General features: G+C 70.9%; 20 protein-coding genes. 5 read left to right on the top strand and 15 right to left on the bottom strand.

Annotation, left to right across the window (positions count from 1 at the left end):
- Positions 1-190 precede the first annotated feature (190 nt).
- Together ACGFSB_RS30105 and ACGFSB_RS30110 are read left to right on the top strand one after the other, a co-directional pair.
- Positions 191-1672: a zinc-dependent metalloprotease gene (locus ACGFSB_RS30105; RefSeq protein WP_393405721.1), complete on the top strand. Its 1482-nt coding sequence runs from the start codon at positions 191-193 to the stop codon at positions 1670-1672.
- A complete protein-coding gene (locus ACGFSB_RS30110) occupies positions 1669-2199 on the top strand; it encodes an NUDIX hydrolase (RefSeq protein ID WP_393405723.1) in 531 nt (176 codons plus the stop codon). Before ACGFSB_RS30105 ends, ACGFSB_RS30110 begins: the two co-directional genes overlap by 4 nt.
- Positions 2200-2309: 110 nt before the next feature.
- Here ACGFSB_RS30110 and ACGFSB_RS30115 read toward each other — a convergent pair whose 3' ends face one another.
- The 4 genes from ACGFSB_RS30115 to ACGFSB_RS30130 all read right to left on the bottom strand — a co-directional run bounded on the left by ACGFSB_RS30115 (position 2310) and on the right by ACGFSB_RS30130 (position 6188).
- A complete protein-coding gene (locus ACGFSB_RS30115; protein ID WP_393405725.1) occupies positions 2310-3065 on the bottom strand; it encodes an AIM24 family protein in 756 nt (251 codons plus the stop codon).
- A gap of 16 nt (positions 3066-3081) precedes the next feature.
- On the bottom strand, positions 3082-3762 hold the full coding sequence (locus ACGFSB_RS30120; protein WP_393405727.1) for an AIM24 family protein: 681 nt from the start codon (positions 3760-3762) through the stop codon (positions 3082-3084).
- Positions 3763-3773: 11 nt separating this feature from the next.
- The gene (locus tag ACGFSB_RS30125) at positions 3774-5474 is read right to left on the bottom strand and encodes a TerD family protein (RefSeq protein WP_393405729.1); all 1701 of its coding nucleotides are present in this window, start codon (positions 5472-5474) and stop codon (positions 3774-3776) included.
- A 117-nt stretch (positions 5475-5591) separates the two neighbouring features.
- Positions 5592-6188 carry a M48 family metallopeptidase gene (locus ACGFSB_RS30130; RefSeq protein WP_393405731.1) on the bottom strand — a complete coding sequence of 199 codons (597 nt, stop codon included), beginning with the start codon at positions 6186-6188 and terminating at the stop codon, positions 5592-5594.
- Positions 6189-6407: 219 nt separating this feature from the next.
- On the opposite strand from ACGFSB_RS30130, the gene ACGFSB_RS30135 reads away from it, so the two are divergent.
- Both ACGFSB_RS30135 and ACGFSB_RS30140 read left to right on the top strand, forming a co-directional pair.
- Entirely contained in the window at positions 6408-7556 is a 1149-nt protein-coding gene (locus tag ACGFSB_RS30135) for a ThiF family adenylyltransferase (protein ID WP_393405733.1), read from the top strand.
- A gap of 41 nt (positions 7557-7597) precedes the next feature.
- Positions 7598-8986: an ABC1 kinase family protein gene (locus tag ACGFSB_RS30140; protein WP_393405735.1), complete on the top strand. Its 1389-nt coding sequence runs from the start codon at positions 7598-7600 to the stop codon at positions 8984-8986.
- A 27-nt stretch (positions 8987-9013) separates the two neighbouring features.
- Here ACGFSB_RS30140 and ACGFSB_RS30145 read toward each other — a convergent pair whose 3' ends face one another.
- The 5 genes from ACGFSB_RS30145 to ACGFSB_RS30165 form a co-directional block, all read right to left on the bottom strand.
- Positions 9014-9205, bottom strand: a complete 192-nt coding sequence (locus tag ACGFSB_RS30145) for a hypothetical protein (protein ID WP_393405737.1) — start codon at positions 9203-9205, stop codon at positions 9014-9016.
- Between the two features lie 118 nt (positions 9206-9323).
- Positions 9324-9647, bottom strand: coding sequence for a hypothetical protein (locus ACGFSB_RS30150; RefSeq protein ID WP_393405739.1), 324 nt, complete (start codon positions 9645-9647; stop codon positions 9324-9326).
- The gene (locus tag ACGFSB_RS30155; RefSeq protein ID WP_393405741.1) at positions 9644-10012 is read right to left on the bottom strand and encodes a WhiB family transcriptional regulator; all 369 of its coding nucleotides are present in this window, start codon (positions 10010-10012) and stop codon (positions 9644-9646) included. Before ACGFSB_RS30155 ends, ACGFSB_RS30150 begins: the two co-directional genes overlap by 4 nt.
- Before the next feature lie 168 nt (positions 10013-10180).
- Positions 10181-10558, bottom strand: a complete 378-nt coding sequence (locus tag ACGFSB_RS30160; RefSeq protein ID WP_393405743.1) for a hypothetical protein — start codon at positions 10556-10558, stop codon at positions 10181-10183.
- Positions 10559-10720: 162 nt separating this feature from the next.
- Positions 10721-13009 carry an ATP-dependent DNA helicase UvrD2 gene (locus ACGFSB_RS30165; RefSeq protein WP_393405908.1) on the bottom strand — a complete coding sequence of 763 codons (2289 nt, stop codon included), beginning with the start codon at positions 13007-13009 and terminating at the stop codon, positions 10721-10723.
- Positions 13010-13078: 69 nt separating this feature from the next.
- On the opposite strand from ACGFSB_RS30165, the gene ACGFSB_RS30170 reads away from it, so the two are divergent.
- A complete protein-coding gene (locus ACGFSB_RS30170; RefSeq protein ID WP_393405745.1) occupies positions 13079-13321 on the top strand; it encodes a mycoredoxin in 243 nt (80 codons plus the stop codon).
- A 4-nt stretch (positions 13322-13325) separates the two neighbouring features.
- On the opposite strand, the gene nudC is transcribed toward ACGFSB_RS30170, so the two are convergent.
- From nudC to ACGFSB_RS30200, 6 genes are all read right to left on the bottom strand, one after another.
- On the bottom strand, positions 13326-14273 hold the full coding sequence (gene nudC, locus ACGFSB_RS30175; RefSeq protein WP_393405747.1) for an NAD(+) diphosphatase: 948 nt from the start codon (positions 14271-14273) through the stop codon (positions 13326-13328).
- A 58-nt stretch (positions 14274-14331) separates the two neighbouring features.
- Positions 14332-15765 (bottom strand): dipeptidase, encoded by a 1434-nt coding sequence (locus tag ACGFSB_RS30180; RefSeq protein WP_393405749.1) that lies wholly within the window; start codon positions 15763-15765, stop codon positions 14332-14334.
- A 10-nt stretch (positions 15766-15775) separates the two neighbouring features.
- Entirely contained in the window at positions 15776-19408 is a 3633-nt protein-coding gene (locus ACGFSB_RS30185; RefSeq protein ID WP_393405751.1) for a UvrD-helicase domain-containing protein, read from the bottom strand.
- A gap of 98 nt (positions 19409-19506) precedes the next feature.
- The gene (locus ACGFSB_RS30190) at positions 19507-20202 is read right to left on the bottom strand and encodes a hypothetical protein (protein ID WP_393405753.1); all 696 of its coding nucleotides are present in this window, start codon (positions 20200-20202) and stop codon (positions 19507-19509) included.
- A 113-nt stretch (positions 20203-20315) separates the two neighbouring features.
- A complete protein-coding gene (locus tag ACGFSB_RS30195; protein ID WP_393405910.1) occupies positions 20316-23618 on the bottom strand; it encodes an ATP-dependent helicase in 3303 nt (1100 codons plus the stop codon).
- A 251-nt stretch (positions 23619-23869) separates the two neighbouring features.
- Positions 23870-24307: an MGMT family protein gene (locus ACGFSB_RS30200; RefSeq protein WP_393405755.1), complete on the bottom strand. Its 438-nt coding sequence runs from the start codon at positions 24305-24307 to the stop codon at positions 23870-23872.
- Between the last annotated feature and the right edge of the window lie 187 nt (positions 24308-24494).

Below are 24494 nucleotides of genomic sequence, written 5' to 3' on the forward strand. Positions count from 1 at the left end.
AGGCGTCTCCAGCGGTTGTCTTCAGTACGTACGCGAATGACGCGTACGTACCAGGTGGCATCCATCCTGCCGCAGGCCATGAGTAGGCGGAGCACTGAGGCCCGAACCCGTCACGGTGTCTACGCTGGGTGGTGTTGTAGGGCAGCCGCCGCCGGACTTGTACCGGCGGCCTGACGAGCCGAGGAATCCCGTGAGTGACACCCCATTCGGATTCGGCCTTCCGCCGGAGGAGCCGGAAGACGGCGACGAGGGCAAGAAGAAGGAATCCCCCGGACAGGGACAGGGCGGGGGACAGAGCTCCGGTGGCCCTGGAAACCCCTTCGGCTTCGGAGGCCTGCCCGGCATGGGCGGTGCCGGCGGCGCCGGTGGTGACAATCCGTTCGCCGCGATGTTCGGTTCGATGAATCCGAACGACCTGGGCGCCGCGTTCCAGCAGCTGGGCCAGATGCTCTCGTACGAGGGCGGCCCGGTGAACTGGGACATGGCCAAGGACATCGCCCGCCAGACCGTCTCCCAGGGGACGCCCGACGGCACCAAGGACGCGAGCGTCGGTCCCGCCGAACGCGCCGCGGTCGAAGAGGCCATCCGCCTGGCCGACCTGTGGCTCGACGACGCGACGTCGCTGCCGTCCGGCTCGGGCGTGGCCGTGGCCTGGAGCCGCGCCGAGTGGGTCGAGGCGACCCTCCCGGTGTGGAAGGAGCTGGTCGACCCGGTCGCCGAGCGCGTCGGCCTGGCCATGGGCGACGTGCTTCCCGAGGAGATGCAGGCCATGGCGGGCCCGCTGATCGGGATGATGCGCTCCATGGGCGGAGCCATGTTCGGCCAGCAGATCGGCCAGGCCGTGGGCGTGCTCGCGGGCGAGGTCGTCGGCTCCACCGACATCGGCCTGCCGCTCGGCCCGGCGGGCAAGGCGGCCCTGCTTCCGTTGAATGTCGAGGCGTTCGGCAAGGACCTGGGCGTCCCCCAGGAGGAGGTCAGGCTCTACCTGGCGCTGCGCGAGGCCGCCCACCAGCGGCTCTTCGCCCATGTGCCGTGGCTGCGCTCGCATCTGTTCGGCGCGGTCGAGGGCTATGCGCGCGGAATCAAGGTCGACACGGCCAAGCTGGAGGACGTGGTCGGCCAGCTCGACCCGCAGAACCCCGAGCAGTTGCAGGAGGCGCTCCAGCAGGGCATGTTCCAGCCGGAGGACACTCCCGCCCAGAAGGCCGCCCTGGCCCGCCTGGAGACGGCTCTCGCGCTCGTCGAGGGCTGGGTGGACGCGGTGGTGCACGCGGCGGCGAAACCCCGCCTGTCGTCCGCTGACGCCCTCCGCGAGACGCTGCGCCGCCGCCGCGCGACGGGCGGCCCCGCCGAGCAGACCTTCGCCACGCTCATCGGCCTTGAGCTGCGCCCGCGCCGGCTGCGGGACGCCTCGCGCCTGTGGGCCTCGCTCACGGACGCACGGGGCGTGGACGGCCGCGACGGCCTGTGGGCGCACCCGGACATGCTGCCGACGGCCTCGGACCTGGACGACCCGGACGGCTTCGTGCACCACGAGCAGCTGGACTTCTCCGAGCTGGACAAAATGCTCGGCGAGGCCGCGGGCGGCGGCGCCCCGAAGCCGGACCTCAAGAAGGACGCCTCCGAAGACAAGAGCGACAAGGCCGAGGACGAGGGCGACGACAGCAAGTGAATCTGTACGACGACGCCGTCCTCGTACTGAAGGGCTACGAGGACGAGGACCAGGAAGAGCTGCGCCAGTACTACCTGGACCATCTCGCCGCCCATCCGGACGACGGCATGTGGAAGGCCTGCACGGACGGTCACGTGACGGCGAGCGCGCTGGTGATCGACCCGTCACGCGGGCGCGTGCTGCTGACCCTTCACAAGAAGCTGCGGATGTGGCTTCAGATGGGCGGCCACTGCGAGCCGGGCGACCCGTCGCTGGCCGCTGCGGCGCTGCGTGAGGCGACAGAGGAGTCCGGGGTGCCGGGCCTCACCCTCCTGCCGGGAGGCCCGGTGCGCCTGGACCGGCACCCGATTCCGGGGCCCTGCACGCAGCACCTCGACGTTCAGTACGCGGCGCTGGCCCCGCAGGACGCCGTCGAGGCCATCAGCGACGAGTCCCTGGACCTGCGCTGGTTCGCGTACGACGAGGTGGCGGGCGTGGCCGACACGTCAGTCGTACGCCTGATGGAAGCAACCAGAGCGCGCCTGTAGAAACCCGCTCAAGAGGCGCCCCGTAAGGGGCGCGGGGAACTGCGCGACCAGCCACAAGCCGGTCCGCAGTTCCCCACGCTCCTTCTGGTTGGGCCCCACCCGGAGAAGGTTCAGCTCCAGACGTTCCCCTGATTCTGCCCACGCGCACCCTGTTGGCCCATGCCGTACTGAGCCCTGGCGCCCTGCCCGATAACCGCGTTCTGGGGCGGCAGCATCTCGCTCGGCTGGACGAGCGCGTAGCCCTGGCCCATGAAGCTGAGCTCCCAGCCCTCGCCGGTGTTGCCGCGGCGCCGCCACACGCCCGATGAGTGCGTCTGGGCCTGCATCTGCACCCGCAGGCCGTTGGACCAGGCGACGATCGCGTCGGCGTCGGCGTTCACGTACTGGTCCGGCGTTACCTGCAGCATCAGCGGCTGACCCGAGGTCATCAGGGCGACCTTGCCGCGGCCCGTGATGTTGAGCTGGTACTTGCCGGAGCCGGAGATGCCGTACTGGCTGTCCACGGCGATGACCTGATGGGTCAGCGACGAGTCGAGCGCGAGGACGTAGCTGCTGTCCACGGTCAGACCGTCCTGGCCCACATCCACTACGTGGATGTACTGGGCGAGGTTGGCCAGATAGACCGTCCCCTGGCCGTGACAGCGCATCAGGTCCAGGCCCTCGCCGGTGTGCGCGCGGGCCCGCTGGTTGCCCTGGCTCTGATACTCGGCGTCGAACTCGATCAGACCCTGGTAGGCGACCATGGCGCCCTTGCGGGCGAGGACGTCGTCGCGGCCTTCGAGGGCGACCCGCAGCAACTGCGGGTTCTGGACGGTGTAGCGCTCCTGAGACTGCTGCTCGGTCTGCGCGAAAAGTGGGCTCTGCATGGTGTGTTGCTCCCCCTCAGCCCCGGGCTCGGAGACGGTCGGTGCTGTCCTCGCTGGGCTGTACGACGACGATGCCCTCTCCGGAGAAGCCCATCTGGTAGGCCTCGCCGCTGCCACGCCCGATGAGGGAACCGGCCTTGAAGCTGCGCTTGCCCTTCACCTTGAGGTTCGGGGACCAGGCGATCAGGGCGTCCGGGTCGACGTACGTCTCGTCCTCGCCGCGACCGCAGTCGACGACCATCGGAGTGCCACGCGAGGTCAGCGCCACCCAGCCCTGACCGGAGATCTTGATGTTCCACAGGCCCTGACCGGCGAACTTGGCCAGGCCCTTGACCCGCTCGACGCCCCACTGAAGGCTCGTGTCGAAGGCCAGCAGGTTCGTGCCGTTCACCGAGAGCGAGTCGCCCGCCAGGTTGACGACGACGACGTCGGCTCCGTAGTCGGCGAGATAGAGCAGGCCGTCTCCGGAGCACTTCATCAGAGGTGCGCCCTCGCCGGTCATCCACTCCTTGGCGATCTGACGTACGGCGGGCGGATTGGGCTCGTACTGCACGAACCCTTCGTAGGCGACCATCGAGCCCACGCGCGCGAGGAGGTCGTTTCCGGTCTGCATGGCCACCTTGAGCATGTGGTTGCCATGGTTCTCCATACGGGCGGCGACAGGCGCCGGGGCGAAGCCCGCGAGTTGCTGATTCATGACGGGCTCCCTCAGACCTCGAACGGCTGGACGATGATGAAGTTGCCGGGTGCGCCCCGGAACTGGAGGTTCACGCTCTCCCCCGTGGAGCCCGCGTACGCGTTGCTGCGCAGCCGCACCTGGCTGGAGACGATCGCCTGAGCCGCTGCCGACCAGGCGACCACGGCGTGGCAGTCGGCGAAGGTCGTCGGCGTGACGGGCAGGACGACGGGCACGCCGTGCGTCTTGACGATGACCGTGCCGGTGCCCTGGAACTGCATCACGAACAGCGCGCCACCGGGGATGCCGTGGCCCTCGATCCTGCGCACCTCGTGCTGGAGCGACTCGTCGAACGCCAGGACGTTCTCCGCGGAGACACAGATCGCGTCCCCCTGGAGCTCGATGGGGTGCAGATGCGTGGCTTCCTCGGCGAGGAAGACCTGGCCACGGCCGGAGCAGCGCATCAGCTGCATCTCCTGGCCGGTCGAGTTGCCCACGACGCGGCCCGCGAAGCCCGCGCCCTTGTAGCTGAATTCGACCTTGCCCTGGTAGAGCACCATGCTGCCCTGCCGGGCGAGCACGGCCTGTTCACTGATGCCGAGGTCGACGCGGACCAGCTTCTCGTTCTGCTGCGTCCAGCGCTGGCCGGTGGGGGCTTCGCGGTACGCCGCGAGGGCCGCGGTCACACCGCCGCCCTGCGGGGCTCCCTGCGGGACGCCCGCTCCGTACGGGGACGGGGCGGCGGGCTGACCGGGGAACTGGCCGGGGGGCTGCTGGCCGTAGCCGGGAGGCATCGAGGCGGCGGGCTGTTGGCCGTATCCGGGCGGCGGGGGCGCGGACTGGCCGGGGACCTGGCCGAACTGCGGCTGCTGCGGCGGCTGGCCGGGCTGTCCGTACGGCGCCGGGGCCGGCGGGGGCGGCGGCACCGTGCCGCCGGGCGGCTGGTGCAGCGGCGCCACGATGGTCTGGGCGCCGTGCACCCCCGGGTCGGCGGGGGCCGGGGCGGGCGGCGGAGTGGCGCCCTGCTGCGGCGTCGCGAAGTTCTGGGCGGGGGCAGGGGCCGGAGCAGGCGCGGGGGCCGGTGCCGGTGCCTGCGCGGGTGCCGCGGACGGTGCCGGAGCGCCGAACGCAGGCGGCGCGGCGGCCTGCCCCGGCGGCGCGAACGACGGGGCACCGGCCTGCGGCGCCTGGGCCGCGGGCTCCTCCTCCGCCACTTCGCCACCGAAGTTCTTCAGGAGCGCGTCGAGTCCGCCGTCGAAGCCCTGGCCGATCGCGGCGAACCGCCAGACGTCCTTCAGATAGAAGTCGCCCAGCATCACGGCACGTTCCGTGGAGAACTCCGCGCCGTTGAAGGAGTAGCGGGCCACTTCCTCGCCGCCCGCGACGATCCGGATGTATCCGGGGGCGACCTGCGACATCTGTCCGGCGCCGTCGATCGTCGCGGTGAACGACAGCTTCTGGATCTGCGGCGGAATCCGGTCGAGCGTGACCCGGAAGGACTCGGTGTCACCGGCCTGCGTGCCGAGGAGCTGGATGGACTCCTCGGGCGACTTCGGCTGGTTGAAGAAGATGAAGTAGCTGTCGTCCGAAAGCCGCTCGTCCGCGTCCAGGCCGAAGCAACTGATGTCGAAGCTCAGTCCGGGGGCGGAGATCTGCACGCCTACGTACAGATCGGTGCCCGCGGTGAGGTCACTGATCTTGGCCTTGTGGCCGCGTTGGAATTCCCTGGCCATACGTAACGACCGTCCCCCATCCCGAATGTAAATGCGTCGGGTCAGGCTAACCGCAAAGTCCGACAGCGAGCCAAGCCGGTACAGACCCGGTACACAACGCGGGAGTACGGCGGAAGTTCACTCTTCACGGGCGGCGGGCAAGTGGGGCAGCCGGTCGGCCGCGACCACACCTTCCAGGTACCCACGGGCCCTCTCCGTACGGGGATACGCCTCGAGGAGCCGCCAGAAGTTGGGGCCGTGACCGGGGACGAGGAGATGCGCGAGCTCGTGGACGAGGACGTAGTCGACGACATACTCGGGCATTCCCTGCAACCGGTGCGAAAGACGGATGCTGCCCTCCGACGGGGTGCACGAGCCCCACCGGGTGTTCTGGTTCGTGACCCAGCGAACGGACGTGGGCCTGGCGCGGGCGTCGAAGTACTGCTCGGAGAGCCGCTCGGCGCGCTCGGCGAGCTCCGCGTCACCCAGGACCCGCTTGCTCTCCTGGGCCGCGAGCTTGTCGAGCATGACGTTGACCCAGCGCTGTTCCTCCGCCTCCGACATGCGGGCGGGGATGAGCACGACGGTCCGATCGCCCTCTCGATATGCGGAGACCGTTCTGCGGCGGCGGGCACTCCGTCTCACCTCGACCGCGCTCGCCCCCGAGCCGGGTGACGGCGGGCTTGTCGTGCTGCGCTGTGGGTTTGCGGCGCGGTGCAGTGGGTCGGCGGGCACGCCCCGACGTTACCCGCTGGGCATGGGGGAAGTCCCGCCTCCGGGACGGTTCGGCGGGGTTCCGCTCCCCGTCCGATCGATTAGTACGACGAACACCCACCGCCTGTGGATAACTTTCCGCGGTCGTTCGCCCTGCCGGGCATTCTGGCAGTCGAGCGGTGCTGCGGACGGGGACCGCACGCCGGAGGACCACGGGGAACCACGGGGGAATGGACCACCATGCATCCGATCTTGAAGCCCGCGCTGCGGCGCGGCTGGCGCGATCTGAACACCATCCAGTTCGGCGTGGCGCCCGCCCATGCCCTGGTGCTCGGGCCGGTGGACACAGCGACGGGCAGCTTTCTCCCGCTCATGGACGGGACCCGCGGATTGCCGCTCCTGCGCGAGGAGGGCAAGCGGATGGGCCTGCCCGACGAGCACGTGGACATGCTCGTGCGGCGGCTTTCCATGGCCGGGCTCCTCGACGACGCGACGGGAGGCGGCGAGGCTGCCGATGCCCTGCGCGAGCGGAGCGGTGCCATGGACCGGCTCCGCCCCGATCTGGCTTCCCTGTCGCTCATGGCTCCCGAACCGGGCGACGGGATGAGAAGGCTGGCGGCGCGGCGTGTCATGCGGGTCCAGGTCCGGGGAGCGGGCCGGGTGGGGGCGGTGATGGCTTCTGTCCTGTCGGGAGCGGGCGTCGGTCACGTCGATGTGATGGAGGGAGGAGTCGTCGAACCCTGGGATGTGGCGCCGGGCGGGCTGCCCGCCGATGCGGTCGGCGACCGCAGGGACGTGGCGGCGCGGCGGGCCGTGCGACGGGCGGCCCCCGACCGCCCGCCCCGTCGGGTCGGGCGCGGGGCAGGGGATCCGGGTGAAGGGGAGGCGGGGCTCTCCCTCGTGATCATCGCCCCGCGGGACGGGCTCGACGCCCACGCCCCCGATCCGGTCACCGCTGAGCCGCTCATCTCGTCGGGGACGCCTCATCTCTATGCGGGAGTGATCGAGGGAACCGGAGTGGTGGGGCCGCTCGTCCTGCCCGGCACGACAGCGTGCGCGGGCTGTCTCGCGCTGGGGCGCGCGGACCGGGATCCCACCTGGCCGCGCATGGTGGCGCAGTGGCGTTCGGGGCGGGCGCGCCATGTCTCGGCGTGCGATCTGGCACTGTCGACCACGGTCGCCGGCCTCGCCGCGGCACATGCCCTGGCCTTCCTGGACGGGGCGGCGACGGCGAGTGCGGGAGTCCGCTGGGAGGCATCCGTGCCCGGTTTCGACTGGCACGCGCGGCCGGTGCCGCCCCATCTCACGTGCCCCTGCGGGGCGGGTGTGGCGGATAAGGGGGCACACTTCACCGAGGCTCCAGAGCCGCACGACACAATGGCCGGGTAGGCGTCTGACAAGGCGCGGCTGTCTGGGACTTGGAGGGGCGCATGTCTGATCTTCCCCGGAAGGCGGTAACCCGTACCGCCAAACTGGCCGCGCTGCCACTCGGCTTCGCCGGGCGGGCGACCTGGGGGCTCGGCAAGCGGATCGGGGGCAAGTCGGCGGAGATCGTCGGCCGTGAACTGCAACAGCGCACGGCGGAGCAACTGTTCAAGGTGCTCGGCGAGCTCAAGGGCGGGGCCATGAAGTTCGGCCAGGCCCTTTCGGTCTTCGAGTCGGCGCTGCCGGAAGAGGTGGCGGGGCCGTATCGCGCCGCGCTGACGAAGCTGCAGGAAGCGGCGCCGCCGATGCCGACGCGCACCGTGCACGCCGTGCTCGACGAGCGGCTCGGCAAGGACTGGCGCGAGCTGTTCCTGGAGTTCGAGGACAAGCCGTCCGCCGCCGCGTCGATCGGCCAGGTCCACCGGGCGGTGTGGAACGACGGCCGTGAGGTCGCGGTCAAGGTGCAGTATCCGGGGGCCGGTGAGGCGCTGCTCTCCGACCTGAACCAACTCGGCAGGTTCGCCCGGCTCCTGGGGCCCCTGATCCCGGGGATGGACATCAAGCCGCTCATCGCGGAGCTGCGCGACCGGGTCTCCGAGGAGCTCGACTACGGCCTGGAGGCGCAGGCTCAGCGCGCACATGCCGAGGAGTTCACGGACGATCCGGATGTCGTGGTGCCCAATGTGGTGCACCAGTGCGAGCAGGTCCTGGTGACCGAGTGGATCGACGGGATACCGCTGTCGGACGTGATTGCGAACGGCACACGCGAGCAGCGGGACCGGGCGGGACAGCTCCTTGCCCGCTTCCTCTTCTCGGGTCCCGCGCGCACCGGCCTGCTGCACGCCGATCCGCATCCGGGCAACTTCCGTCTGCTGCCTGACGAGAAGGACGGCTGGCGGCTCGGGGTCCTCGACTTCGGCACGGTGGACCGGTTGCCCGGCGGGCTGCCCCCGACGATCGGCGAATCCCTGCGGATGACGCTGGACGGCGAGGCCGACGCGGTCTACGAGATGTTGTGCGAGGAGGGCTTCGTCCAGGAGTCGGTCACGCTCGATCCGGACGCGGTGCTCGACTATCTGCTGCCGATCATCGAACCCATGCTCGTGAAGGAGTTCACCTTCACCCGCGGCTGGATGCGCGGTCAGGCGGCGCGGGTGGCCGACCCCCGCTCCCCCGCCCATCAGTTGGGCAAGCAGCTGAATCTGCCGCCGTCGTATCTGCTGATCCACCGTGTGACGTTGAGCACGATCGGGGTGCTGTGTCAGCTCGGGGCCACGGTGCGGATGCGGGACGAGCTCGAGGAGTGGCTGCCCGGCTTCCTGGAGGAGTCGGCGGAACTGGAGGAGCTGGAAGAGCTGGAGGAACTGGAGGACGATCCGGCGGCGGGAGCCTGAAGCGCGCCGTCGGCGCCGGGCGCACCCTCACCACCAGTTGGAGTCGAGCCGCCCCTCGATGGCTCTGATGTTCTCGCGCGCGCAGGAGTCGCAGAGGTAGCGGCGGGCGCCGTTCTCCACGGAGCAGGTCCAGGTGAGCGGCGCGCCTTCGGCGACCGTTCCGCAGCGGGAACACACGACATTCTCGGCGCCCGCGGGCTGAGGAGTCTGCTGGTCCACCCGGCGACCATATCGCCGCTCGCGGAGGTTCGCCCGGCACAACGCACCGCGGGGGCCGGTCCGTTCGGACCGGCCCCCGCGGTGCGTTGTGGTGAAGGTCATGCGGCGCTTGTGCTCGTCACTGCATGACGGCGATGGCGAGCGCGCGCCTGGCGCGCAGCGACGCGCGCTCGGCGCGGCGCTGCATCCGGCGGGCCGCCATCAGACGGGCGGCCGGGCGTTGGATCTCGGCTTCGCGCATACGTTCGTGCATATGCGCACGAGCCAAGGCTTCTGGGATGAGTTGCATCTCGCGGGTCCTGTTCTGGCGCGAGTCGTTCGCACCGGTGGTGGTGAAGTCTGGGGAGGCGGAGCCTGCGGGCTCGGTGGTGATTGCCTTCATCGGGGCCTGCTTCTTGGGGTCGTGCGTCAGGGGGCGATCGATCGTTCCGGTGGTGTTCATGCCGCGACCGGGTTCTTGCGCGGACGGCCACGCGGCCGCTTGCGGGCAACGACGACGCCCTGGACGAAGAGCTCGCCGCCCCAGACGCCCCACGGCTCGCGCCGCTCCTTGGCGCCGGCCAGGCAGGCCTCCATCAGCGGGCAGGTACGGCAGAGGGACTTGGCGTACTCGACGTCCGCGGGCGACTCGGCGAAGAAGACCTCCGGGTCGTAGGCACGACAGGGGACGGGCACGCCGAGGTTCTCGATGGCGTCATCGAGCGCGGTGAGCGCGGTCAGGGGAGTCAAGGTCGGGTCCTCCGTAGGAACGGGCGGGGGGAGCGTCTCTGAAGGCGGTACGGACGGGGCGTGCGCTTCGAGTTGCACGGTGGTGTTTTCCTCGTCTGGTCGTGCCGGCCTGGGTCGGCCGGTTGGCGGCTGGTACCGGGTGTTTCTCCTGGCCCCTTCGCTCCGTCATCCCGTTTTGGGGAAAACAGAAGGGCCGCGGATCCCGGGTGGGGTTCCGCGGCCCTGAAGGCGCCTGTCTGATCGAGATCAGACTGGATCACTCCAGGGTTCGAGCCCACGGAAGGCCCACATCGTGTGGTGCTGCTGCGTCGTCTGGTGCTGCATCGTCTGGTGCTGCGTCGGCTGCTTCTTGGCTCCGGCACCGGCTGCGGCAAAGGCATAGGCCTGCGCCTGAGCCGTCACTACTGCTTCCGGTGCCTTGGTCGCTCGCTCGCTGCCTTCATTGACCTCACGCATCGGGAGAACGTTGAGAGGCAGCGGGGAGGACGCCGGACGGATGGCGGCGGCAGCGATGCCACCGGACAGACCGGTGCCCAGGTTCGAGAAGCCGAGAAGGCAGGAAGCGACGACCGAGCGATCGGTCATTTTCACGGTGCTGATGGAGCTCTCGTTGATGCTGATCACTGGAATCGCCTCCTCTCGGCGTCTATGGGATCGGTCGGAACCGAACCTGCGGCTATTAAGTACAGCACGGGGCCAGGGCTTCGGAGAAGCCGCCGTTCCCGTGCTTAAGAACCTATGGGTCTTCCTTGCGCCTGCGCAAACTATTTTTTCGACGAGTTTGAATCAGTTGCCATCGGCGCCCCTTACACCCTCGTCACCTGCACAGATGGCAAGCACATCTGATCCGAAGCGGTTGAACTTCCGTACGCCGACGCCGGGGATCCGGGCCAGCTCGCCCTCCTCGTCGGGCGCGGCCTCCGCGATGGCGATCAATGTCTTGTCCGTGAAGACGCAGTACGCGGGCTGTCCCAGCTGCTTCGCCTGGCCCTCGCGCCACTCCCGAAGACGCTCGTAGAGCCCTTCGTCCATGTCGGACGGGCAGTCCTCGCACCGCATGAGCTTCATCTCGCCCGCGTCGGTCAGGGTCCGCCCGCAGACCCGGCACCGGGCCGGGGACCTGCTCACCCGCCGGGTGCTCCTGGTGCTGCCGCTCTCCGCGCCGCCGGTGCCGCGCTCCACGCCGCCGGGTCCGCCGCCCGCGGTCCGGGCTCCGCCGCCCGCACCTGACCCCGGACGCAGCCCGTCGAGGAAGCGACTGGGGCGGCGGCTCGCGCGACCGCCCGGTGAGCGGGACAGCGCCCAGGAGAGGGAGAGATGGAGGCGGGCCCTGGTGACGCCCACGTACAGGAGGCGGCGCTCCTCCTCGACCTGCTCGTCGGTCTTGGCGTAGGCGATCGGCATCATGCCCTCGGCGAGGCCGACCAGGAAGACGGCGTCCCACTCCAGGCCCTTGGCCGCGTGCAGCGAAGCGAGGGTGACGCCCTGGACGGTGGGCGCGTGCTGGGCGTTCGCGCGCTCGTCGAGCTCCCCCACGAGGTCGGAGAGGGTCGCGGCGGACTTGGCTCGCGTGAAGTCCTCGGCAAGGCGCACAAGGGCCGCCAGGGACTCCCAGCGGTCACGGGCAGCACCGGATCCCGCCGGGGGCTGTGTCGTCCAGCCCTTCGTGGACAGCACGGCCCGCACCTGCGAGGCCAGGTCGATGACGTCGTCGAGCAGTGCGTCGTTGCCCCCGAAGCGGGCCGCGCCGCGCAGGGCCGCGATCGCCTCACGGACCTCGGGACGCTCGAAGAAGCGTTCGGCGCCGCGCAGCTGATAGGGCACACCGGCGTCGGCGAGCGCCTGTTCGTAGATCTCGGACTGGGAGTTCGTGCGGAAGAGGACCGCGATCTCGCTCGCCGGTACGCCGCCGGAGATGAGGGCGCGGATGCGGCGGGCGGCACCTTCGGCCTCGGTGGGCTCGTCCGCGTACTCCGTGTAGACCGGCTCGGCTCCCGCGTCGCGCTGCGAGATCAGTTCGAGGCGGTGGTCCGCGGCACGGCCGCGGGCCTGGGAGAGCAGGCCGTTGGCCAGGTGGACGACCTGGGGCGTTGAGCGGTAGTCCCTGACGAGCTTGACGACCGTCGCTCCGGGATGACGGGTGCGGAAGTTCAGCAGGTGGTCGGGGGTCGCGCCGGTGAAGGAGTAGATCGTCTGGCTGGCGTCGCCGACGACGCAGAGGCTGTCGCGGTCGCCGAGCCACAGCTCCAGGAGTCGCTGCTGGAGCGGGCTGACGTCCTGATACTCGTCGACCACGAAGTGTTGGTACTGGGCGCGGACCTGTTCGGCGATGTCATGGCGGTCCTGGAGGATGCCGACGGCGAGCAGCAGGACGTCTTCGAAGTCGATGACGGAGCGGTCGCGCTTGAGATCTTCGTACGCGCCGTAGACCTGCGCGATCTCCGCCGCGTCCCGGGGGATGAGGCGGCCCGACTTCGCGGCCGCCGCCACATAGTCCGAGGGGACGGTCTGGGTGACCTTGGACCACTCGATCTCGCTCGTCACATCGCGCAGTTCGTTGCGGTCGAGGCGGATGCGGCAGGCGGCAGCCGCTTCCGCGACGACCTTGATCTTGCGGTCGACGATCCGGGGCAGCGAGCCACCGACCGCTTTCGGCCAGAAGAACTGGAGCTGGCGCAGGGCCGCGGAGTGGAAGGTGCGCGCCTGGACCCCGGAAGCACCGAGCTGGCGGAGGCGGCCGCGCATCTCGCCCGCCGCGCGGTTGGTGAAGGTGACCGCGAGCACGCTGGCGGGCGGGAGGATCCCGGCGCGCACGCCGTAGGCGATGCGGTGAGTGATCGCCCGTGTCTTGCCCGTCCCGGCCCCCGCCAGGACACACACCGGCCCGTGCAGGGCGGTGGCCACTTCGCGCTGCTCGGGGTCGAGCCCGGCGAGCACCGCGTCGGCAGAGTCCGGGACCTGCGGGAAGAGGGTGGAGTGCGTTGCTGCTGTCACCCCGCCATGCTGCCAGGTCGCCGGGGGCACGTGAGCCGGTTGTCCACAGGGAGGCCTACGCGGTCGTACTAATGCGGGAATGGTGGCCGGGTCACGTACGTTCTGGTCATTGCGATGACGCACCCCGAGCTACAAAGGAGCGCGAAACACATGCCGGGCACTGTGACGATGTACAGCACCACGTGGTGCGGCTACTGCCGTCGGCTCAAGGGCCAGATGGACCGCGAGGGCATCACGTACAACGAGATCAACATTGAGCACGACCCGGATTCCGCGACCTTCGTCCAGGAAGCGAACGACGGAAACCAGACGGTTCCGACCCTTCGCTTCCCGGACGGCTCGACGCTGACGAACCCGTCGCTGGCCCAGGTGAAGCAGAAGCTGGCCGCCTGAGCGACTAGCCCACGGTGCCCGGCTTCGGCAGGGGCTTTCCGTACCAGAGCTCGATCAGTCGGGCCGCAATCGAGATCCCGTAGGGAGGCAGGACCTCCCCGGACTCGAATGCGGCCCGCAGGTCTTCCCGGGAGAACCAGCGGGCTTCGGAGATCTCCTCGCCGTCCACGTTGATCTCCGATGACGTGGCATCGGCCATGAAGCCCAGCATCAGGCTCGAGGGGAACGGCCAGGGCTGGCTCGCCACGTACTCGACGTCGCCGATCATGACCCCGGCCTCTTCCCAGACCTCGCGCCGCACCGACGTCTCGATGGACTCGCCCGGCTCCACGAAGCCCGCGAGCGTCGAGAAGCGGCCTTCGGGCCAGTGCACCTGACGGCCCAGGAGCGCGCGGTCCTGGTCGTCCGTCACAAGCATGATCACGGCCGGGTCCGTACGCGGGTAGTGCTCGGCGCCGCACGCCTGGCAGCGGCGGATGTGGCCCGCGGCCGCGATGACGGTGCGCTCGCCGCAGCGCGAGCAGAAGCGGTGCAGGCGCTGCCAGTTCTCCAGGGCGACGGCGTGCACCATCAGGCCCGCGTCACGGGGCGACAGGAGGAGGCCAGCCTCGCGCAGGCCCGCGGGGCGCGCCTGCTGGTCCATGCGGCCGGGCAGGGAGTCCTTCTGCAGCGCGAAGTAGCTGACGCCGTCCTCGTCCGTGCCCAGGAAGTAGCGGTGGGCTTCGGTAAGAGGCGCCTCGAAGGACGGGGTCATCACCAGTTCGGTGGTGCCGTCCGGTGTCTCGTCGATGAGCACCTGGCCGCCGGAGACCACGAAGACCCGCGTCGTGGGGTGGCTCCAGGCGGCGGCGAGCCAGGCCTCGTCGAGGCGGTGGTGGGCGGCGCGATCGATGCCGCTCGGTGCGGTGAGCGAGACGGGACGATCAGCGGCGCGCTCGGTCCAGGTGGTCACAGGTGCTTCCAACTCCCCCGATGGAATGGGTGGTGCGGCAAGGTCGACAAGGTGCGGCTCAGTGTGCATCGCGCCAGTGCCCGGCGAGATCGCCCCACAGGTAGGCCGTCGTCTCGACTCCCTTGAGGAGCAGGTCGAGCTCGACCTTCTCGTTCGGTGCGTGCCAGCCGTCCGACGGAACCGAGATGCCCAGGAAGAGCACGGGTGCCGCCAGGACGTCCTGGAGATCGGCCGCCGGTCCCGAACCGCCCTCACGAGTGAAGCGGATCGGCTGCTCGAAGGCCTGGCCCATCGCCCGTACGACGGACCGCAGAGCGGGGTGGTCGAGCGGCGTCAGGCAGGGGCGTGTGGCGGCGCCGAAGGTGATCGTGTGGCTGATTCCGGGCGGCAGCTGGTCGGCGACCCAGGTGCCTACGGCTTCTTCGATGCGGTCCGGGTCCTGGCCCGCGACCAGCCGGAAGGAGAGCTTCAGGAAGGCGGACGAAGGGACGATCGTCTTGCCGCCCGGTCCTTGGTAGCCGCCGCCGATGCCGTTGACCTCGGCGGTCGGGCGGGCCCAGATGCGCTCCAGGGTGGAGTGGCCCGCTTCTCCGTAGGTGGCGTGCGACTTGGCCGTACGCAGCCAGCGCTCTTCGTCGAAGGGCAGCTCGGCGAAGAGTTCGCGCTCGCGGTCGGTGAGTTCGGTGATGCCTTCGTAGAAGCCCGGGACGGCCACGCGCGCGTGCTCGTCGTGCAGCGCGGCGACCAGGCGGGCTGCCGCGGTCGCCGGGTTCGGCACGGCGCCGCCGAAGGAGCCGGAGTGGATGTCCTGGTCGGGGCCGCGCAGCTCGATCTCGCAGTCGGCGAGGCCGCGCATACCGGTGCAGACCGTGGGAGTGTCCTCCGCCCACATTCCGGTGTCCGAGACGATCACCGCGTCGGCCGCGATCCGGTCCTTGTGCTCCTCGATCAGCGCACGGAAGTTCGGGGATCCCGACTCCTCCTCGCCCTCGATCAGAAGCTTCAGGTTCACGGCGGGAGCGGTGCGGCCGGTGGCGGTGAGGTGGGCGCGGACGCCGAGTGTGTGGAAGAACACCTGGCCCTTGTCGTCGGCGGCCCCGCGCGCGTAGAGGCGGTTTCCCTGGACGACCGGCTCGAAGGGGTCAGTGTGCCAGCCGTCCTCGCGGGCCGCGGGCTGCACGTCGTGGTGGCCGTAGACCAGGACCGTGGGGGCCTCCGGGTCGCCGGCGGGCCACTCGGCGAAGACGGCGGGCGCTCCGGCCGTCTGCCAGACCTCGGCGGTCGGGAAGCCGGTCTCCTTGAGCTTGGCGGCGAGCCAGTCCGCGCTGTACCGCACGTCCCCCGCGTGGTCGGGCTGGGCCGACACGGACGGGATGCGCAGCCATTCGGCGAGATCGTCGAGGAAGGCGGCACGGTGGGCCTGGATGTATGTACGGACGGCGCTGACGTCAGCGTCAACGGCGCTGACGTCACTGTCAACGGGCTTGCTCATGGTCACGAGCCTAGCCGTCCGCCGCCGTCGGCTCGTCCGGTGGTTCGTCACCCGACTGGCCGCCCGGTTCCCCCAAGAGGATCCGCTCCAGTTCGGCCCTGCCCGGCAGATGTGCGGGGCGGGCGGTCTCACCGCTGCGTACGTAAAGGAACGACGCCTTGACCGACTCCGGAGGCACGTCGTGCAGCTCGGCCCAGGCCAGGCGGTAGACGGCGAGCTGCAGGGGATCCGCGGTGCGGGTGCGGCTGGTCTTCCAGTCGACGATCTCGTACGTCACGTCGTCGCCGTCGATCTCCTTGTAGACCGCGTCGATCCGGCCGCGGACGACGCGGCCCGCGAGCGTCAGCTGGAAGGGCACCTCGACGCGGTGCGGGGTGCGGTGGGCGAACTCGGTGCGCTCGAAGGCTTCCTTGAGCGCTTCCAGATCGCGTTCGTCGGCGATCTCGGCCTCTCCGGGGCCGCCGCCCGGCAGGTCATCCGGGGCGAGCAGCGGGAGGCGCAGCTCTTCGAAGCGGGTCTGGACCCAGGCGTGGAACCGGGTGCCCCGGCGGGCGGCGGGCTGCGGCGGGCTGGGCATGGGGCGCGCGAGATCCTGCGCGAAGCCCTCCGGGTCGGCGGCGAGGCGCAGCACCTCGGACGCGGTGAGGGAGGCGGGGACGGGGATGTCCCTGATCGCCTCGCGGGCGCGCAGGAGCTCGCCGGTGAGGGCGTCGAGGTCACGGTCCCAGGAGGCGAGGGTGCGGGCCTCCTCCGGAGTGAGGCGGGTCCGCTCCGGGGTGGCTTCGGGGGCTTCGGGCGGGTGCGGCCGGGCGTCGGGCTCGGGCGCCTGGTGCGGGACGGCCGCCTGGTGCGGGTCCTGCTCCGGGGCCTCCTCCGGGGCCTCCTGCGGCTCCGCGGCGAGGGGCACCCGCGCGTGGGGCACGTCACCGGGGGCGGCAGCGGGGTGCGGTGCCGCCGGGCGTTCCTGGGCCAGGGTGTCCCAGTCGTCCGGGGTGACGTCCGGGAAATCCCCTTCCCCGTAGGGCGGTTCGTCGTCCTCCGGCGGAGGCGGCCAGTCCGGGTCTTCGGCCGGGGGGACGTCGTCGTACGCCGAGGGGTGGGCCTCTTCGTGCGAGCGGGCCTCCTCCGGTGCGCCATCGCCCGTCAGGCGGTCCAGGTGGGTGAGGACCGTCCTCGCGGCGGCCCGGCGGCGGGCCAGGAACGTGTCGTCCAGCGGGAGCGGCCACGCGTGCTCGGCGGCCGCCTCCGTCAGGGCGGGGTTCTCCTCGCCCTCCTCCGGCTCGTCCGCCCAGGCCTCGATCTCCCCGTGGCCCGCCACGCAGTGGTCGTACAGCGCGGTGAGGAAGTCGGACGGGCCGCGCGGCTTCTTCTGCGAGGGGCCCCACCAGTGGCCGGAGCCCAGGAGCAGCGAGCGGGGGCGGGTGAACGTCACGTAGCCGAGGCGGAGCTCCTCGGTGCGCTGGTGGTCCTTCATGTCCTCGTGGAACGCCTTCATGGACCTGGCGTCCCACGCGTCGATGTCGGGCAGCGTCGCCGCGTCCCCGCGCAGCGCATGCGGGACGACCTTGCCCTGGGCCGTCCATTTCTCGCGGCCCTGGGTGCTGGGGAACGTCCCGGTGACCAGGCCGGGGACCGCCACGACGTCCCACTCCAGGCCCTTGGACTTGTGGGCGGTGAGCACCTTGACGGTGTTCTCGCCGCCCGGCAGCGCGTTGTCGAGGCCCTTCTCGTACTGCGCGGCCGTCCTCAAGAAGGCGAGGAAGGCGAGCAGGCTCGCCGAGCTTTCGTTCGCCGCGAAGGACGCGGCGACGTCCAGGAAGTTCGAGAGTGTCTCGCGGCGGCGGGCCGCCAGGGCGTGCGGTGACGCGGACAGTTCGACTTCCAGACCCGTGACGGCGAGCACCCGGTGCAGCACGTCCATCAGCGGGTCGGACAGCGAGCGGCGCAGATCACGGAGTTCGGCGGCGAGGCGGGCGAACCGCACCCTCGCGTCCGCCGAGAAGGGCAGTCCGTCGTCCTCCCTGTCGTCGTCCAGGGGCGACTCCAGGAACGTGTCGAGCGCGTCCGCGAGCGATATCACCTCGGCCGGGTCGACCCCCTCGACCGCTTCGGCGAGCCGCCGGTCCGGGTCGTCGGGTGCCGCGTGCCCATGCCGTACGAGAAGGCGTGCACGGCGTCCCAGGAGGGCGAGGTCGCGCGGGCCGATGCGCCAGCGCGGTCCTGTCAGGAGGCGCACCAGGGAGGCGTTCGCCCCCGGGTCCTGGAGCACCTCGCAGACGGCGACCAGGTCGGCGACCTCCGGGAGGTGCAGAAGCCCGGAGAGGCCGACGACCTCCACGGGGACATCGCGGGCGACAAGGGCTCCCTGGATCTGCGCGAAGTCCGTCGCCGTACGGCACAGGACCGCGATCTCACCGGGCGCCTTTCCGGTGTTCACGAGGTGCGCGATGGAGTCGGCGATCCAGTCGATCTCCTCGGCGTGCGTACGCAGCAGGGCGCAGCGCACCATGCCGTCGCGCTCGGCTCCGGGCGCCGGGCGCAGGGCCTCCACGCCCGCGTGCATCGCGCGCAGCGGCTCCGCGAGGCCGTTCGCGAGGTCCAGGAGTCGGCCGCCGCTGCGGCGGTTCTCGCTGAGCGCGTGGCGGGCGGCGGGGCGCCCGTCGGCGTACGCGAAGTGCTCGGGGAAGTCGTCCAGGTTCGCGACGGACGCGCCACGCCAGCCGTAGATCGCCTGACAGGGGTCACCGACCGCCGTCACGGGGTGTCCTGTGCCGCCTCCGAAGAGGCCTGCCAGGAGGATGCGCTGGGCCACCGACGTGTCCTGATACTCGTCGAGCAGGACGACGCGGAACTCCTCGCGCAGGATCTCGCCGACCTCCGCGCGCGCGTCGGCGAGCGTCGCGGAGAGGGCGATCTGGTCGCCGAAGTCGAGGAGGTCGCGGGCGCGCTTCGCTTCCCTGTAGCGGCCGACAAGATCCGTCAGTTCGAGCCGGGCCGCCGCCGTCTCCGGCACCTTGCGCAGGTCGGCGTTGGAGAGCTTGGCGCCCTCCAGGGAGCGCAGCAGTTCGGTGTCGTACGCGCGAAGCCTGTCGGGCCGTACGAGGTGCTCCGCGAGCTCGCTGTCGAGCGCGAGGAGGTCGCTGACGAGATCGGGGAAGGAACGGGTCAGCGCGGGATAGGGGCCCGGCGCCTCGCGCAGCACGCGCGCGGCAAGCTGGAAGCGGGTGGCGTCGGCGAGGAGGCGGGAGGTCGGCTCGAGCCCTATGCGCAGGCCGTGGTCGGTCAGGAGGCGGCCCGCGAAGGCGTGGTACGTGGAGATGACCGGCTCGCCCGCGGGGTGGTCCGGGTCGAGCGCTTCGGGGTCGGTGACCCCTGCCTTGATGAGCGCCTGGCGCACCCGCTCGGCCAGTTCGCCCGCCGCCTTGTTCGTGAACGTCAGGCCCAGGACCTGCTCAGGCGCGACCTGGCCGGTGCCGACGAGCCAGACCACGCGGGCCGCCATCACCGTCGTCTTGCCCGACCCGGCTCCGGCCACGATGACCTGCGGGGCGGGCGGCGCGGTGATGCAGGCCGTCTGCTCCGGGGTGAACGGGATACCGAGGAGCTCTTTGAGCTGCTCGGGGTCGGTGATACGAGGTGGCACGTCAGAGAGGCTAGCGGCGGCCACTGACAATCGGGGCATTCCCGAATGTCAGTGGCCGCCGTCGCTCAGGGCGTCAGAGCGTCAGGGCTTTTCGGGCGTCAGGACTTCATGAGCTCTTCGAGGTCCACGACCTCGTCCGGCGCCGGGGCCTTGATCGCGACCGACTTGCCGTAGTCGGAGAAGTTCATCGTGCCCGGGTCTTCCTTGCTCGTGGTGACGACCTTGAGGAAGTACGGCTTGCCCTCGGCGGCGACGTAGAAGGTGGTCTTCTTGCCCGACTTGTCCTTCGTGAGCACGGCCGCCTTCTTGCCGTCGACCTCGGCGTCCTTCTCACGCTTGAGCTTCTTGAGGTCTTTGGACTGGAACATGGCCTCTGCGTCACAGACGCCCGCGCCCTTGGCGTTCGGCGACTTCACCCACTTGCCCTCGAAGCTCGAGGTCTTGCCGCTGCTGCCCATGGCTTTCTCCCAGTAGGCCTTGTCGCCCTTCATGTACTGGGTGTCGCCGGACACGAGGAACTCGGCTGTGCCGCCCGCCCCACCGTCCATCTTCCCTTCGCAGTCACCGGACTTGGCGACCGAGAAGTCGACCTTGATCGGCTTGCCCTCCTGCTTGCCCTCGCCGGTCACCTTGAAGGAGCCCGCGTCCTTGGACGCATCGGCCGCCTTCTTGGCGATCTTGTCGGCGCTCATCCCCTCGAAGGGGTCCTTCTCCTCGCTGGAGCAGCCCGTGATGCCGACGAACGCGACGGCGCAGACGACTGCCGCGGCCAGGAGCTTCCGGTTGGCTGCCATGTGTGTTTCTCCTCGAGAGACGTGGAACTTTGCCGCGACTTTAGATGGTCTGTGTGGCTGCTATGAACGCGAGCGCCCAGAGGTGACGTTGGCCACTGGCTCCCCCGTGGGTGTCAGTCCACGATCTGCCGGCCCTCCGGCCGCGCGCTGCACGAGGCGCGGAAGGCACAGTGCGTGCAGTGCTGGCCCGTGGTGGGTGAGAAGCGTTCATCGAGGACCTTGCCCGCCGCGGTGGCGAGCAGGTCGCCCACCCACTCTCCGGAGAGCGGCTCCTGGGCCTGCACCTTGGGGAGGGTCTCGCCGCCGTCCTTCTTGGCGGCGCCCTGGCGCAGCTGCACCAGTTCGGCGCCGCCCGCTTCGGGGCGTACGCCTTCGAAGACGTCATCGACCGCGCCCTCGCGAAGAGCGAGCTGGTAGACGGCGAGCTGCGGGTGGCGGGTCACTTCGGCGGCGGTGGGGGTCTGTTTGCCGGTCTTGAAGTCGACTACGTAGGCGCGGCCTTCCGTGTCCTGCTCGACGCGGTCCATGGAGCCGCGCACGCGTACTTCGTAGGGACCGGCTTCGAGGGTCACGTCGAAGTCGTGCTCGCTGGTGACGGGGGTGCGGGTCGCACGGTCCATCACATGCCACTGGAGGAAGCGCTCGAGCGCCACGCGCGCGTGCTCCTTCTCCTGCGCCGACTTCCAGGGAGCGTCGAAGGCCAGCGCGTCCCAGACCGAGTCGAGGCGCTCCATCAGGACGGCGAGGTCGGCGGGTGTCCTGCCGGACGCGACCTCGTCGGCCAGGACGTGCACCACATTCCCGAAGCCCTGGGCGGCGGTCGCGGGGGCGTCGGCCTTCACCTCGCGGCCCAGGAACCATTGCAGGGAACAGGTGTTGGCGAGCTGGTCCAGGGCGCTTCCGGAGAGGACGACGGGCTTGTCGCGGTCCCTCAGCGGGACCTCGCTCGCCGTCGGCTCGTACATCCCCCACCAGCGGTACGGGTGCGCGGAAGGCACCAGCGGGCGCCCGTCGGCGTCGCTGAGCGCGGCGAGCCGGGCCAGACGGTGGGCGGCGGCCTCGCGCAGGGGCTCCGAGACCCGCGGGTCGACCGTCGTGGAGCGGAGCTCGGCGACGAGCGCGGAGACGGACAGCGGGCGGCGCGGGCGGCGACCCGTTATGTCCTTGGGCTCGACGCCGAGTTCGGTGAGGAAGCGGGAGGGCTGGTCGCCGTCATCCGCGGGCGCCTTGACGGCGGTGACGACCAGGCGCTCACGCGCGCGCGTGGCGGCCACGTAGAACAACCGGCGCTCTTCGGAGAGGAGCGCTCCGGGGGTGAGGGGCTCAGCGAGGCCGTCACTGCCGATGCGGTCGGCCTCCAGGAGGGAGCCGCGGCGGCGCAGGTCGGGCCAGAGGCCCTCCTGGACGCCCGCGACCACCACGAGCCGCCACTCCAGGCCCTTGGAGCGGTGCGCCGTCATCAGGCGTACGGCGTCGGCGCGTACGGCCCTGCGCGTGAGGGTGTCGGCGGCGATGTCCTGCGCCTCGGTCTCCTCCAGGAAGTTGAGGGCGCCGCGCCCTCCGGTGCGTTCCTCCGCGCGAGAGGCGTACGCGAACAGGGCGCAGATCGCGTCGAGATCGCGGTCGGCGTTGCGCCCGGCAGCGCCGCCGCGGCGTGCGGTGCGCTCCAGTCGGCGCGGCCACGGGGTGCCGTTCCACAGCTCCCAGAGCGCCTCTTCGGCAGTGCCGCCGCCCGCGAGAAGCTCACGGGCCTTACGAAGCAGCGCACCCAGCCGCTGGGCGCCACGCGCGTAGGCGGGATCGTGCGCGACGAGCCGCTCCGGCTCGGCGAGCGCGCGGGCGAGCAGCTGGTCGGAAGGCGCCGGAAGGTGGTTCCCCGCAGCACGCTCCTCCGCCCGGAGGGCCCGCCCCAGGCGACGGAGGTCGGCGGCGTCCATACCGGCCAGGGGTGACGTGAGAAGCGCCAGGGCGGTCTCGGTGTCCAGCCAGGTGGGGACGGTGGCTTCGGACTCGGGGGCGGTGGGGGGGGGGGGGGCGGCCCCCTGCCGCACCACCGCCCCCGCCACCACCCGCAGCGCGGCAAGCAGCGGTGTGACCGCGGGCTCGTGGCGGAGGGCCGTGTCGTCGCCGTCTATGGCCAGGGGGACGCCCGCCGCGGTGAGGCTGCGGCGGACCGCCGGGATCGTGTGGGCGCCCGCGCGGACCAGGACCGCCATGTCGCTCCAGGGGACGCCGTCCTCCAAGTGCGCGCGGCGCAGGATGTCCGCGATGTTGTCGAGCTCGGCGCCCGACGTCGGGTAGGTGTACGCCTCGACGTGACCGCCGTCCCGGACCGCGGTCAGCTCGCGGTGGGCCCGCACCTTCCCGGCGGGCAGCCGCGTCAGCGGCATACGCCGGGTGAGCAGGCGTGTGGCCGCGAGGAGGCCCTCGCCCGACCTGCGGGACGTCGTCAGGACCTCGACCGGCGCCGGGGTGCCGTCCGCGCGCGGGAAGTCGGAAGGGAACTCCAGGATGCCGTTCACGTCGGCGCCCCGGAAGGTGTAGATCGACTGGTCGGGGTCGCCGAACGCGACAAGGGAGCGGCCGCCCCCTGCCAGGGCGTGCAGCAGTCGTACCTGCGCCGGGTCCGTGTCCTGGTACTCGTCCACGAACACGGCGTCGTACTGCGCGCCGAGCGCCCGCGCGACCTCGGGGCGCTGCGCGAGCAGCACCGCGCGGTGTACGAGTTCCGCGTAGTCGAGCACTCCTTGCATGTCGAGTACGTCCAGGTACTCGGCGAGGAACGCCGCAGCCGCACCCCAGTCCGGACGCCCCGCACGGCGGGCGAAGGCGTCCAGGGCGTCGGGGCCGAGGCCCAGTTCACGGCTCCGGGCGAGCACCGCGCGCACTTCGTCGGCGAAGCCCCGCGTCGTCAGACAAGCACGCAGTTCGTCGGGCCAGCGGACGCGTGAACGCCCCTCGCCCGCCAGGTCGATCTGGCCCGCGAGGAGCTCTCGTACGGCCACGTCCTGCTCGGGACCCGAGAGGAGCCGGAGCGGCTCGACGAACAGGTCCGCGTCCTGGTGGGCGCGGATGAGGGCGTAGCAGAAGGAGTGGAAGGTGGTGGCCTGCGGGGCGTTGGCCGCCCCTATGCGCAGCGCCATGCGGTCGCGCAGCTCCACCGCGGCCTTGCGGCTGAAGGTGAGGACGAGGACACGCTCCGGGTCCGTGCCCTTCGCGACGCGCGCGGCGACGGACTCCACGAGCGTCGTCGTCTTGCCCGTGCCCGGCCCCGCCAGGACGAGCAGCGGCCCTCCGGAGTGGTCAACCACCGCCCGCTGCCCTGCGTCAAGACGAGGGGGATCCACGCGGACCGGCGGGGTACGCACAAGGCGATACGCGCCCTGGGTCCCCTGTCGTACCGGAAGGTGCGACAGGTGCCTGGTGCGCCGGGCGGAAGAAGGGGAGCTCACGTGGGTCGCCGGTCCTGGTGGGTGTACTGGTCGAAAAAAGGCTGCTCGTCGGAGAACTGCCGCGCGATGGCTGCGGGGTAAGACGCGATGGCTGCGGGGTAAGAGAGGGGCGAGAAATGCGTGCTGTCGACGCTACGCCAGCGGGCGTGCGGGACGCGCCGCTTCCCCCGTACGGGCCACCGGCCCCCCGCAGGGCCACCGAATGGCGGAAGCTGTCAGGTGTGAGCCCCCGGAGCCTGTGGGCGAGCGGCACCGCCGCTGCCCGCCGCGTCACGAGTCGCGACATCGCCCCCACCCGGCACCCCGCCGTCCCAGCGCGCCCGCCGCATGTCGAGGCGCGGCAGGTGCCCGGCGGACGCGCGGCTCGCCTCGCGCAGCGGCGTGCCCTCCGCGCGGTAGTGGTCGAGCGCCCGCAGCTCGTGGCCCGGCAGCAGCACACCGTCCGCGCGCACCACACGCCACCAGGGAACCGCGTCTCCGTAGAGGGCCATCACCCGGCCGACCTGCCGGGGGCCGCCCTCCTCCAGCCATTCCGCGACGTCTCCGTATGTCATCACGCGCCCCGGAGGGATCAGCTCCGCGACCTCGAAGACCCGCTCGGCGTACTCCGGGTACCCCGAAAGTCCCTGCTCCGATCCGCTCTCCTCGCTCATCCGGTCCATCCTGCCGTACCCGACCGACACCGTGACCGGGCCGCGACAGAGTGTGCGGTACGAGACAAACTGGCGCTCGGTGAACACTTCACGCCCCCGCATTGCACCCTGATGCCCCCCTCTGTCGGTGGGACATGCCACCATCGTGCGGGCGATGACTGGTGATACGAGATCAAGAAGAGACGAC

It is taken from the genome of Streptomyces sp. NPDC048441 (assembly GCF_043200235.1).
In the GTDB taxonomy this organism is placed as follows: domain Bacteria; phylum Actinomycetota; class Actinomycetes; order Streptomycetales; family Streptomycetaceae; genus Streptomyces.

What these genes read in the sequence shown, in the direction of transcription:
- ACGFSB_RS30115 (WP_393405725.1), bottom strand. Translation starts at nt 3,065, where the DNA reads ATGCAGAGCCCACTTTTCGCGCAGACCGAGCAGCAGTCTCAGGAGCGC.
- ACGFSB_RS30120 (WP_393405727.1), bottom strand. Translation starts at nt 3,762, where the DNA reads ATGAATCAGCAACTCGCGGGCTTCGCCCCGGCGCCTGTCGCCGCCCGT.
- ACGFSB_RS30125 (WP_393405729.1), bottom strand. Translation starts at nt 5,474, where the DNA reads ATGGCCAGGGAATTCCAACGCGGCCACAAGGCCAAGATCAGTGACCTC.
- ACGFSB_RS30135 (WP_393405733.1), top strand. Translation starts at nt 6,408, where the DNA reads ATGCATCCGATCTTGAAGCCCGCGCTGCGGCGCGGCTGGCGCGATCTG.
- ACGFSB_RS30140 (WP_393405735.1), top strand. Translation starts at nt 7,598, where the DNA reads ATGTCTGATCTTCCCCGGAAGGCGGTAACCCGTACCGCCAAACTGGCC.
- ACGFSB_RS30150 (WP_393405739.1), bottom strand. Translation starts at nt 9,647, where the DNA reads ATGAACACCACCGGAACGATCGATCGCCCCCTGACGCACGACCCCAAG.
- ACGFSB_RS30170 (WP_393405745.1), top strand. Translation starts at nt 13,079, where the DNA reads ATGCCGGGCACTGTGACGATGTACAGCACCACGTGGTGCGGCTACTGC.
- ACGFSB_RS30180 (WP_393405749.1), bottom strand. Translation starts at nt 15,765, where the DNA reads ATGAGCAAGCCCGTTGACAGTGACGTCAGCGCCGTTGACGCTGACGTC.
- ACGFSB_RS30190 (WP_393405753.1), bottom strand. Translation starts at nt 20,202, where the DNA reads ATGGCAGCCAACCGGAAGCTCCTGGCCGCGGCAGTCGTCTGCGCCGTC.
- ACGFSB_RS30200 (WP_393405755.1), bottom strand. Translation starts at nt 24,307, where the DNA reads ATGAGCGAGGAGAGCGGATCGGAGCAGGGACTTTCGGGGTACCCGGAG.